The sequence below is a fragment of the Gimesia sp. genome (assembly GCF_048262075.1).
Lineage (GTDB): Bacteria > Planctomycetota > Planctomycetia > Planctomycetales > Planctomycetaceae > Gimesia.
This window is the reverse complement of the sequence record NZ_JBLXFK010000001.1, coordinates 281,178-293,218: the sequence shown is the minus strand read 5'-3', so window position 1 is coordinate 293,218 and position 12,041 is coordinate 281,178. Positions and strand designations below refer to the sequence as shown.

The following is a 12,041-nucleotide window of genomic DNA, read 5'->3' as shown; positions in this document are numbered from 1 at the left end:
GCGTTGTGACGAATTCATGAATAATAACCGTCGTATCGATTGTAGTGACAGCGTCATTGATTCGGACAATATTTAACCCGCCCATTGAGTTATGAAATAATGTTTCGAGTTTTGATCGTGATCATCGCTTTCGGCCTGGCAGGTTGTGCCGGTTCCAGACAGAGCCTGACTCAATCTGCGCCGGAACCCAAGAATACTCCTGCTCGAATTTCGCTCGACGATTCATCTGTCGTTGAACCGGAAAAAACGCTGTTGCTGGCAACAGGCGATCAGGAGTCTCAAGAAGAGTCGAAGAATACCCGAGTCCTGGATAACCTCGAAGCGGAACCGGTCATCGAACAGGTCTCTTCAGATTCGGTGACTGCGGAGACATTTGCCATTCCCGAAATTCCTCCGCTGCCAGATAAGAATTTCACTCCCAGCGCGGAGGGGATTGACCTGGAAGATGTCATCAATTCGGTTTATCAGAGCTATCCTCTGTTGGAGGCTGCCCTCTATTCGCGTGAGGTGGCATCCGGAGAACGATTGGAAACACTGGGTGAATTCGACCGAAAATTGAAGGCGGGTACAGAGAATGGACCGATGGGCTATTACAAAACCTATCGTCAGCATATCGGTGTGATTCAACCTCTGTACCAGGGGGGAGAAGTATTTGCCGGTTATCGTGTGGGACGGGGGAGTTTTCAACCCTGGTACCTGGAACGTCAGACGAATGAAGGGGGGGAATTTAAAGCAGGGTTTTCAGTTCCCCTATCACGAAATCGTGATATCGATGCGCGACGGGCTGCGTTGTGGCGTTCCACTTTCGGAGTGCAGGCCGTCGAGCCGGATATCCAGGCTCAGCTGATCAGCTTTGTGCAGGAAGGCACATACGCCTACTGGGACTGGGTGGCAGCGGGAGCAAAGCTGGTTATTGCAGACCGCATACTTAAACTGGCGGAGGATCGAACTGACCGGATACGTAGTCAGGTTGAGAATGGTTTTCTGGATCCTCCCGAGTTGACTGATAACCTGCGCCTGGTCGCAGAACGTTCTGGCAGACGTGCTTTCGCAGAGCGGAAATTGCAACAGACGGCAGTGAAGCTTTCCCTGTATTTTCGGGATGCCAACGGCGCTCCGGTGATTCCAGGTCCCGAACTTCTCCCCCCATTTCCTGAGCTGGAATCGGTCGATGCAGAACGGGTTGCCTTCGATGCACAACTTGCATTGGAACAACGACCGGAGATTTATGCGATCAATCTTCTGCAGCGTCAATTGGATATCGATCACTCAGAGGCGCAAAATGACTGTCTCCCGTCCGTCGATTTAGTCATGGCGGCCTCCCAGGATGTGGGATATCGAACCAGTCCTAAGAACGATAAAGGCCCTTTTGAACTGGATGCCTTACTTTTGATGGAAGTTCCCCTGGAACGTCGCAAGGCGCGCGGGAAAATACAGAAAGTGAGCGGGAAAATCTCGCAGCTCAGCGCGAAGCGGAAACTGACCGAAGAAAAAATTGTCGCCGAAGTCGAATTTGCCTATGCAGGTCTGATCGGAGCCTATAAACAGGCGCAGCAGGCTGAGCAGGCTGTCGGTTATGCGGAAGATCTGGCACGCAGGGAACGTCGTAATTTCGAAGAAGGTTTGTCAGACCTGTTAAAAGTAACTTTACGCGAACAGTATGCCGTGGAATCTGCTGAGAAAGCAGTGGACGCGAAACTCCTCTATTTCAGGGAAAAAGCCGATTATCGAGCTGCCCTGGCTGAAGATCAGGTCCCTGAATTTGTTCAGGAGTGATCTCAAGAGCAAGTCAAGTCCCATTCACTCAGGTTGCTGATCGACCTTTACTGGGAGCAGAGCTTTGACATGCAGCAGGACGGCTGGGTCTGCTGTTACCGCTGCAGATTCAAGCAGCGTTTTCTGCAGAGCCGGTGTGAGTTGTTCATGCTGTTTTCTGTAGGCGGCGAGCAGTCTTTTTGCTGTCACACGGGGGGCACTATATTTTGTGTCGCCATCCACATCCAAAAAGATCGGGTTTGTGATGGCCTGCGTGGCCTTGCCATAGGTCGTCCAGCCAGGGAGCGTGATTCCATCACCGAGCACAAATGCCACCACGTAGGCATCATGCGCAGGCTGTTCAATCTCAAACTCCAGTGTCTGATCGGTGGGCTGATTAAGCGTGGAATCGATGGTTTTCTGTGCGACCTGCCTTCCATTGACATAGATCATCGCTTCGCGTGGACGAACCCATGATGGAGCAGCGACACGTAAGGTGGCAGTTAACTTTGAGGGTTGGTTTTTGCTGCTGTCTGTGAGTCCTTCCGCAGGAACCAGGTCTCCCATGCCAAATTGTCCGTCCAGCTTCAGATTGGCAAAAATACCTGCTGCCGCTGTGGCCCGGCCTTCCGTGAAGGCACGATACACCTCCTGGCGATCGATCTGAGATATGTCGTCGGTCTGACTCTGGAGATAGGTGCGGGCCTGGCCGACCGGATCGTTGACCGTGTGGGAATCAGTGGCCCCAACAGCGGTGAGTTTTAATCCGCGGTTGAGCAATGACATCCAGTCTTCGAGTGCGTAGAAAAAATCAGGGGTTTCATTTGCCGGCTGTACCACTTCATAGCCGTTGAAATTAAACGCAGGTCCCTCGCTCCGCTTCCCGGTGCTGCGATTGAAGTGAAATCGTCCGAAGGGGCCTTTCAGAATGGAAGGCCAATAGGGATGGTTCAAGATGATTACTTCTGCCCCTTTTTTCCGCATGTCGGCGATCAACTCGTCCCAGTTGTCATTTTTCAGAAACAGTGGATTGCGGCCCTTCACACCGCCGGGAACTGCCTGCGCAGGATCAAATGGGAATGCAGTAAAATGACCATTGTGGGTTGTGACTTCATCACCGGAAATCGAATGGAAATGCGTTTGAGTCCCCGCCGCCTTTTGATAGGGCGTGTAATCAGAAATGTGATTGTGATCGGTGGCAACCGCGACTTCAATGCCTTCGCCGGCGATCGTAATCATACGTTCCTCGAACGTGGCATTTCCGTGACCGCTGCCAGGTAAAGTATGAATATGACTGTCGCAAGCGAGAAAGCCGGTTGTGTCGACTTCGTGTGCAATGACCAGCGTCTGGTTCTGGGGCTGGTTGTTCTCGACGACGATCGGCTGCCTGGCCACGCCCCATTCCATGCCGCGTGTTGCATACAGGGTATACTTTCCCGGAGGCAACTCGAATGTATCACCGGTTCCCAGTGTATAGAGTATTCCCGGTCGGACGGCGGTGGTTGGCTGACGGGCATGGTAAAGTTTGGCGAGTTGCCCACGCTGGTTCACCACGGTGATGCGGGCAGGAACGGGCTGTCCCTCTGGTGTCTTCACCTGCACGGTCACAGCCTCCAGTTGGAGTGCCTGTTTCAGCGGGTGGGGTTCCAGGACAAAATTGCGTAAGACCGCAGGCTGTCCCCGGCCCGTGATCGTCAGACTGTTTTCGCCCTCTTTGAGAATCTTTGCCGGCACCGCTAAACCGATGCGGTGAAACCCATCATGTTTTTTGTCCGCACCGAGCTGGGGGGTATGTGCTTCCAGTCGTCCCAGCAGTTTGCCGTTGATGTGCACGTTCCAGTATCCGCCTGAACTTTGTTTTTGCAGATCCTGATCGAAGAGCAGGGCATACTCGGTTGTGTTGACAGGTGCAGAAAACGATTTGCTATACGTGACTTTTCCTTTCAGCTCATGCGACTCAGCATCGATCACGATCGGCTTCAGAGAGGCTTCCAGGGGACTGATGAGATTTCCAATTCCACAGACTGTGAGCAGAATCACTGTTCTGATATGACGCAGGTCCATTTGCTGGACTCCTTTGGTGGTGGGATGATGATTTTAAAGTTGGCAGGACAAGAAGATGTTTTCGTATTTCCCGGCAGTGGGTCCCCGGCAGGTCTGATTATCAACTCTACCCGAGATCGCATCACATTGAAACAGAGCGCCTCGCAATCAACGCTACTCGGGGCGAACTCTCATGGTGACGCTATAGTATAGTGGGACACAGTCTAGCGACTGAAATCAACAGGTTAAACGATATCACGGTGTTAGTATGTGAATTCTTGATGAACATGCAGATATCGTCTGCCAGATCACCCTGCAACGCGTATGTTTGTGTGCCTTTCGCCGTAGTCAAAATTCGAACCTTCCGTGATCTCAAAGTCCGGGTGGTACTGTAAACTTGCCTCAATTCTGTTCGTCGGGTGGCACTGTTGGCTTGACCAACAGTCAGAAAACAACACTCGACAGACATCTGCAAACACCATTAATAACCAACACCAGGGAACCATCATAGCGAAGAAAAAAGCAGCCCCCCAAAAGAGTGAGAAAGGATTTGAGGAGTCCCTCTGGGATTCCGCAAATCGGCTGCGGGGCAGTGTGGAGTCTTCCGAATAGAAACACGTCGTTTCTCAAGTTCGTGTCCGATCAATTCGAAGAACGCCGCGAGAATGTCCTGGGGAGTCGAGGGGGAAATCAGAAAGCGGTTTAACGTTCTCAATCGGCTTACCTGGCGGAAAGCTGCCGGCAAACATAAAGGGGCCGACAAGGCCGCGCTGAGGGGTTATTTTCCGCAAACGGAATGCATCATCTTTGCCGAGCAAATCAACGAACCGGCCGACTCGAGCGCCCCGGCGGGATACCGTCAAAAATGCGATGAAGCCGCGCGGGAGGTGTTCGGCAAATACATCACCCAGGTGAGAGAACAGCATAGCCTGACCAAGATAGATCTCACCGCCGCGGTAGGAGCCTACGGCAATGTGAACCACGGCGGGGCCTGTTCGAACTGGGAAAAGGGTTACAGCATCCCTACCCCACTGTATTACGAACGCCTGCAAGAGGTGTTCCCCCATTGCTTTAAACGGCACTACTCAGAATTAAAATCAGAGTAGGAAAAACGGAAGGCCGAACACGAGCAGTTACGCCGCCCCTTCAACGCCACCCCACGTCGACCGTTTACCGATGTCTGGGATTTTGCCACCGTCAAACCATCCAAGCACAAACACCCCTGTCAGAAGCCGCTGAAAATGCTGGAACATATCATTTTAACCAGCACGCGCGAGGGGGACACCGTCCTGGACACCTTCGGCGGTTCCATGGTGCTGGCCCTGGTTTGCAGAGACCACGGCCGCCGGTTTATTGGCATTGAAATTGAAAAACACTGGTGTGAACAGGCGGTAAATCGGTTGTCTCACAGGGTTTTGTTTTATTAAAACTGATAAAATAGTTTCTTTGAAATATTTGCAATCCGCACCAGTATGTGTTCATATAAACATTGAAACAACTGTATATGTTTTATTAAGGAACACAAAGCTATGCCTGAAAATAAGTCGATAGAGGTAAAAAAGTTAAAACTAGACCTGAACAATTTTCGAACAGTCACACAGAAAAATGAAGCCAGCGCAATTAATTCGATGATTGCATTAAAGCCAAATAAATTTTGGGCACTTATGGAAAGTCTTCTAGATGATGGTTTCCATCCAACAGAGAATATTATTGTTCTAAAATCTGGACGATCATTGATTGTAAAAGAGGGTAACAGACGAATCGCATCACTCAAATTGATATTAGGATATGTAGAAGATTCAGATAATCTTTTGCCAGATTCTATAAATGAAAGCATCAACGAACTTGCACGAGAATGGAAGTCAATTAATAAACGCGTACCTTGTGTGATATATGATTCATCAGAAGAAAACGAAGTCGATAAGATCATCACATTAGCGCATGGTAAAGGAGAGAAGGCAGGGCGAGATATCTGGAACGGAGTTGCAAGAGCCAGGCACAATCGTGACAAAAATGGTGGAAGTGAACCTGCATTAGATCTATTAGAGAAATATCTAGAAATTGGAAAGACTTTAAGCAGGGATCAGGCTGAGCGATGGGGGGGAGACTATCCTATAACAGTGTTGGAGGAGGCAATAAATAAACTTGCCACTCGTTGCGGTGTAAATACTTCAAAGGAACTCGCAACTAAATACCCTAAAATCAAGTTTCGGCGCAATTTAGAAATGGTAATGCAGGATATAGGACTCAAACGACTTAAATTTCCAGATATACGCGCTAAAACAACAGAATTCGGTGAGCACAAATATAAATTCCCAGCACTCCCCATTCCAAATGCCACATCTTCAAATACTTCCGGAACTGGAGGAAATAAATCTGGGACTAAAAAAACTAAAACTACAACCAAAACGAGCACCAACAAAAAATCAGGAAAGATTGTAGCAAAGCCGATTAATACAGAAAAAGCATTAAAAGATACACTAAATGCGTTCACTCCAATCGGACCAAATCGCCAAAAAGTCGCAACCTTACTAGCGGAAGCTATCTCGCTTAGATTAACAAAACATCCTATCGCGTTCTGCTTCTTGTTAAGAAGTATGTTTGAAATTTCTGCAAAGGCATATTGTGATGATCATAAAACATCCGGCGGCCCTCGACTAACTAAAACTAATGGAATGGAAAGACCCCTCAAGGACTTACTGAGAGATATTGCGAAGCATCTCACGAAGAATAACACTGACCAAGGAATGAAAAAAGCTCTCCATGGTGCAATCACAGAGTTGAATACGCCTGAGGGATTCTTATCAGTGACATCTATGAACCAGTTAGTTCACAGTCCAACCTTTACAATTAATGAATCTCATATTTGCACGGTTTTTTCAAATATCTTTCCGTTACTTGAGGCAATGAATACCTAGGAACTCAGATGACATTGGGGGTATTAATGAGTCAGTTCAAAACACCATTGCGTTATCCAGGCGGTAAACAGAAGTTAGCTCCTTTTGTTCATGAAATACTTTTAACAAATGATCTACTAGGAGGGGAGTATGCAGAGCCATATGCAGGTGGGGCTGGAGTAGCAATTGAGCTGCTTTTAAATAAGTACGTAAAAAAAATCCATCTCAATGACGCAAGCCGTCCTATTTACGCTTTTTGGCATTCTATACTAAATGAAACGGAGCAGTTTTGCCGTAAGATAAGACGAGCTTCAATGACCGTGTCTGAATGGCGAAAACAGAAAGAAATTTTCTCACGACCTCACGATGTTGATCTTTTTGAACTAGGATTTAGTACATTCTTTCTGAATCGATGTAATCGATCAGGCATACTTTCCGCTGGTTTAATCGGTGGCCTGAAACAAGATGGAAAATGGAAAATGGATGCCCGATTTCCACGAAATGATTTAATCACCAGGATCGAATCGATTGCTTTGAAAAAGAAACACATTCGACTTAGAAATTGGGATGCAGAACGGTTTATTACACAGTATCTTCCACGTCTTCCAGAAAATTCACTAGTCTACTGTGACCCACCGTATTTTAAAAAAGCAGATCGGCTTTATCTACATCATTATAAACCAGAAGACCATCAGCGTATTGCAAAAACAATTCAAAGACAAATATCACAACCATGGATAGTTTCATACGATGGAGTACCTGAAATTCTTGAATGCTATGCTGAACGGAATAAATTTCTCTATGAGCTCCAATACAATGCATCATCTGCTTACAAAGGCAGTGAAGTGATTGTGTTTAGTGATAAAACAAAAATCCCGCATCAATCTTCACTCTCATACATCGATGCGGGACTGGCAACGAATTAAATCAATAGGTGTCATTTATGCCACAATGGTTAAAGAAAATATCTGGAATTATCTGGCTTAAACTTGGATTCACTGGTACCGCAACAGTTTTTATTGTAGTGCATCTCATCTTTCCAGACCTTAAGATTGATTCTATTACCATCGGCCTTTTAGTTTTTGCTGCTCTTCCTTGGTTCTCGACATTGATTGAAAGTGCAAAGCTACCAGGTGGTTGGGAAGTGAAATTTCGTGATTTGAAAAATGCGTCGGATGATATCACACAAAGTTCAACTACAACCACAACTACAGCTGATCCCTCTCTAGACGAACTCCCGTTTTTAACAATTGCTAACCGCGATCCCAATTTAGCGCTGGCAGGCTTAAGAATAGAAATAGAAAAGCGCGTAAAATTAATTGCAGTGAGGCATGGTGTGAAAGAATCATTTTCAATTCGACAAACATTGGACAGTTTGAGCCAAGCAGGTGTGTTCGATTATCGTGCAATAGGTGGGCTGGACAAAATTATTAATGCAGCAAATGCAGCTATTCATGGTGCTCCTGTAGAGCCATCTGTAGCTGAATGGGCTATCCAGTAATGTGACGGTCCTGGCAGATCCTCAGTTTCAAACTTGGCACCCCCTGATTCTATAGTAGCTTGACTGGGAGAATGAAAGCGGGGGGCGAATTCCGGGGGATTTGAGTTTCCAGACAACGACAGCCAGCGTTCTTTGTGTTTTGTGTCGAAGCGACAGTCGTCGATCATATCGGCATCAAGTCGTCGCACGACGAGCGTCGTGTCAATTCCGTCCAGTTCGTGTTCGCCTTCGCCTAGGCTGCAGTCGAGCAAGACATCTACGGCGTCGAGCTTTGCTAGCCAGGCGTACTTATTGTCTCGATGTGCAAACACGAGCTTCTGCCTCGCTCGCGTGCATCCCACATAAAGGAGCCGCAGATTCTCGTTAGTCTCGCGAATCGTTTGTGCCTGCCCCTCAGGCGAGAGCAAAGCGTCATCCTCAAGGCCGCTCCCGGTACATAGCCCACCGAATGGACCATCGGTTTTACCAAAGGGCCACGTCCACGATCGCAGCGTCCGCCCTGACAGTGGTGATTCATTACCTTCTCCGCCACCTGTAACAACAGGCGACCACATGTCGGGAGATCGGTCGGAGTTCAGCCCACTCAATACAACGACTGGCCATTCGAGTCCCTTGGCTGAATGGTAAGTCATCAGAGTTACGGCATCGTGTCCCTGCGGTGGGTAGCGAAGATCGAGTTCATCTGCTTGGAGCTGTTCGAGATACAAAATAAATCCACTTAAGGTCGCCGCTTGACCACTGTCTAATGCTACTTCCTCATATTCATGTACATGTCGGAGCATAGAGTCGAGGTTCGAGCATCGACGTCCGGGATCACCCCATCGTTGGACGAGTATCGGTAAATCGAGTGATTCAATGACTTGTTGAACGATTACGGTTGGCGAGAGGAGCGATCGATCAATCTTTTCAATGCGAGAAAATCTTGCGTCGTCGCTCCAGGGTATGTAGCTATCAGGCGACAACTCATCCTCATCACCGTCCTGCGTGTTATGAACAGCCTGCAGACGCTCTCTAATCCAGTCTGGTGTGTCCTTTTCTGGATCGCTCAACAGATGAAGTATCGTTGCTGCAGCAAGCGAGTCAGTGCGGTCGGCGACCAATCGCAGACCAGCTAGGACAATTGCCCCTTCCCGCGTGGATAATAATCCGGGGCTTTCAAGCAGATAGGGAATCCCAAGGCCATCAAAAGCGGTGGCGATGGGGGGTAACAATCGGTTCGTTCGTTCAAGGATCGCAATATCCCCAAATCGAACTCCTTCTCTCTTTAACTTCGCAATTCCACAGGCAAGTGCTGTAGCGTCGTCCGGTTGATTCCGCGTGTCGTACACCCATCGCTCAACTCCACGCGATTGGGCCGGCCTCTTCGGATTCTGTTTGGCATCTGTTCCAAATATCGGCTCGAACAACACACTGACCAACTGAACCAGGCCACGTTGGCTGCGGTAGTTGTCGGGGAGTTCAGTCCGTGTGGCGTCGGATGAATTGTTCCAGATGTCGTCGACCAACTCTGGATCTGTATCGCGAAAGCCATAAATCGCCTGCTTTGGATCACCGACCCAGCGGTTCCGCGGTGAGAATTGTCGTAATTGCTGGAAGATTGCGAGTTGCAATGGATTAGTGTCCTGGAATTCATCAACCAGGACAAGGTCGAAGTCTTCAGCCAAACGAGCGGCGAGAGTTTCATTCTCAAGAAGTCGCAGCAATAAAGTTTCGAGGTCAGTAAAGTCAACCAAGCCGCGTTCCATCTTGTATTCCGTGTATTGCGACTCAAGACGAATCGTTTCCTGGGCCAGAATTGACGAGAATTCTCTAATATCCGACTGCAACTGATTATTCTGCCGTACTTGTGATGCATGGTTCCTCAATGCATCAAGCATTCTATCCGCACCTGAAGTCGTGCCGGCTTTAATTCGGCTTGCAAACAGGTAGCTGCCCCAAAGCGGAATCTGTTTGGATTTGAGTTGGCGGAGCTTCTGTCGCGCACCGTTCGTATTTTTCTGCGTGTCGTTGATCAGTGCGTCAATATTCGTCAACGCCTGATCGGCAAAGTCATACAATTGGTCAATCGGCGTTTCAAATCCAGAAACTCCGGAGGGCGCAAGGAGCTCGCAAACCCGGTCGGCACTGACCGCCATTTGTGACGTAAAGTCATCATCGCTGATCACATTGCCTCGCTTTGCCGTAAGCAGATCCAGGATACGACGATGCAAGTCTGTGATTCCCAGTCGCTTGGCGCGGTCAGAGAACGGTTGCCAGACCGTGAGCGGTATGTTGCCAAGCAAATCGCTCAGTGCCCGGTCACTTGCGATTTCAGTGACGACTTCAAGTCGTGGTGACAACCCCATCTCGATTGCATACCGGGACAAGAGCCGGTGTGCCACGCTATGTACCGTACCGATGGCCGCAAGATCCAGCCGATCGGCATTTCGGTGTGCTGCCGCTTGCTCAATGGTTGCAGAAATCCTGTTGATCGGGACAAACACTAAAAGCAAGCAGAGCTTAACTTTGTTTTTCTTTCTCCCGATCAAATAATAAGATTTCGGCACATTGACGGCGAAGCCGAGATGTGCCGGGTTTCTTAGTAAGTCTTTGTATGAACTCTTAGAAAGGTAACTCTTAGTTATGTTTCCGCCATTTGACGGGTTACCTGCTGACCAACCAGCCAAAGAGCGGTTTCCAAGTTGCCATTTGGCAGGTTGGTGAAAGCAATAGGTGCTGCAGGGACACCTTTTGACTAAATCAATCATTTCTCTTCTTTCCTTGCTTTTTGATATTCGCTGGCGATCTTTTCCCAGTTGACCCAGATATGACGCTTTCGGAAGCCGCCGAACATTTTTATCTTCCAGTCGATTAGCCCAGAAGTCTTCAACCGCTTGAGTGATTTCTCAATCTCGTCCTCTGTTCGATAGAGTTGTTTACCAAGCTCTTTCGATGTCAATGCAGTCCATTTGTAAAAAAGTTTCTTGTGAGGTATGGGATCGTGCCCAGACAAGTTAATCCAGTAGCGAATCTGTGACAATGTCAGAGCGTCGGCAGCATTTCTAGTTATGGACAGCACATATTTGGGCACATGGGTACCACGTTCCTCATCTTCAGGATCGAGCTGCTTAAGGAACTTTTCACGAGCCTCCTCATTCAATGTGTTCTGAGGTGTCTCTCCTTTGTGGAAGGATGTGTACGAACTTCCGTACGTGTCATCATCATCGTCCCCGCAAAGATCATTGAGGGTTTGAATCGATGTTCGCGGGGGGAATTTTCGAGATGTACGCCGCTTCTTTGTGGTAACATTCAGCTTCCCGTGGTCTGGGTTTTGAGTTAACATATTCCTTGCTTTCTACGAGCGTCGGCACGTGGTTTCAGAGGCGTGTGTCGACGCTCATCTTTTGTAAATGTGAACCTTTCAAAATCGCTCTCAAGGCTACTCTGTAGCAGGATGATGAAAGTAAAAACTACTTTTGGATTCCATCTGATAGGGGTATCTCTATCTCCCTGCTGAATCCACCGTTCAACTCTCCTCTGACTGGCAGCAATCTTGTCGATGTGGTTTTCGCATCGGCGGTCACGATTTGTCTCGCATAATCTGCCATGCTCGTGCGATTCAGAGCCGCAGCGACTCTGATTAAATCATGTTTGTCTTGTGAAACGTAAAACTTGACCAACTGCTTGGATTTCACCGCATTACTCATTTGAACTTTCCTCTGGCTTGTTCGTTCCTGATTTAGAAGCCCCCTTGGCTCCAACAGACCTTCAGCATGACTTTTAAACCCATCGTCACGAAGGTCAATTTGGAACCGGTGGCACAAGTAATGACATAAGGTGATGTGAAGTAATGGCTTATGGTGAAA

The 12,041-nt window shown here is 48.3% G+C and carries 8 protein-coding genes and 2 pseudogenes; 7 read left to right on the top strand and 3 right to left on the bottom strand.

Going from position 1 to position 12,041, the window contains the following annotated elements; all coding sequences use genetic code 11:
- The first annotated feature begins 99 nt into the window (after window positions 1–99).
- Window positions 100–1,776: a TolC family protein gene (locus ACN0YH_RS01050; protein ID WP_417377699.1), complete on the top strand. Its 1,677-nt coding sequence runs from the start codon at window positions 100–102 to the stop codon at window positions 1,774–1,776.
- Between the two features lie 24 nt (window positions 1,777–1,800).
- Here the strand turns inward: ACN0YH_RS01050 and ACN0YH_RS01045 are convergent, their stop codons facing one another.
- On the bottom strand, window positions 1,801–3,819 hold the full coding sequence (locus tag ACN0YH_RS01045) for a CehA/McbA family metallohydrolase (RefSeq protein WP_417377698.1): 2,019 nt from the start codon (window positions 3,817–3,819) through the stop codon (window positions 1,801–1,803).
- Window positions 3,820–4,305: 486 nt separating this feature from the next.
- Here ACN0YH_RS01045 and ACN0YH_RS01040 point away from each other — a divergent pair.
- From ACN0YH_RS01040 to ACN0YH_RS01015, 6 genes and pseudogenes are all read left to right on the top strand, one after another.
- A pseudogene (locus ACN0YH_RS01040) lies at window positions 4,306–4,471 on the top strand (DNA methyltransferase); the annotation flags it as partial.
- Window positions 4,464–4,904, top strand: coding sequence for a hypothetical protein (locus ACN0YH_RS01035; RefSeq protein ID WP_417377697.1), 441 nt, complete (start codon window positions 4,464–4,466; stop codon window positions 4,902–4,904). The pseudogene ACN0YH_RS01040 and the gene ACN0YH_RS01035, both read left to right, overlap by 8 nt.
- Before the next feature lie 54 nt (window positions 4,905–4,958).
- A pseudogene (locus ACN0YH_RS01030) lies at window positions 4,959–5,225 on the top strand (DNA methyltransferase); the annotation flags it as partial.
- Between the two features lie 102 nt (window positions 5,226–5,327).
- Window positions 5,328–6,716, top strand: a complete 1,389-nt coding sequence (locus ACN0YH_RS01025) for a hypothetical protein (RefSeq protein ID WP_417377696.1) — start codon at window positions 5,328–5,330, stop codon at window positions 6,714–6,716.
- Between the two features lie 26 nt (window positions 6,717–6,742).
- Window positions 6,743–7,621 (top strand): DNA adenine methylase, encoded by an 879-nt coding sequence (locus tag ACN0YH_RS01020; RefSeq protein WP_417377695.1) that lies wholly within the window; start codon window positions 6,743–6,745, stop codon window positions 7,619–7,621.
- Between the two features lie 17 nt (window positions 7,622–7,638).
- Window positions 7,639–8,196, top strand: coding sequence for a hypothetical protein (locus tag ACN0YH_RS01015; protein ID WP_417377694.1), 558 nt, complete (start codon window positions 7,639–7,641; stop codon window positions 8,194–8,196).
- Here the strand turns inward: ACN0YH_RS01015 and ACN0YH_RS01010 are convergent.
- Window positions 8,148–10,943: a UvrD-helicase domain-containing protein gene (locus ACN0YH_RS01010; protein WP_417377693.1), complete on the bottom strand. Its 2,796-nt coding sequence runs from the start codon at window positions 10,941–10,943 to the stop codon at window positions 8,148–8,150. The two genes, ACN0YH_RS01015 and ACN0YH_RS01010, sit on opposite strands and share 49 nt — an antisense overlap.
- Window positions 10,940–11,518, bottom strand: a complete 579-nt coding sequence (locus ACN0YH_RS01005) for a hypothetical protein (protein WP_417377692.1) — start codon at window positions 11,516–11,518, stop codon at window positions 10,940–10,942. Before ACN0YH_RS01005 ends, ACN0YH_RS01010 begins: the two co-directional genes overlap by 4 nt.
- Between the last annotated feature and the right edge of the window lie 523 nt (window positions 11,519–12,041).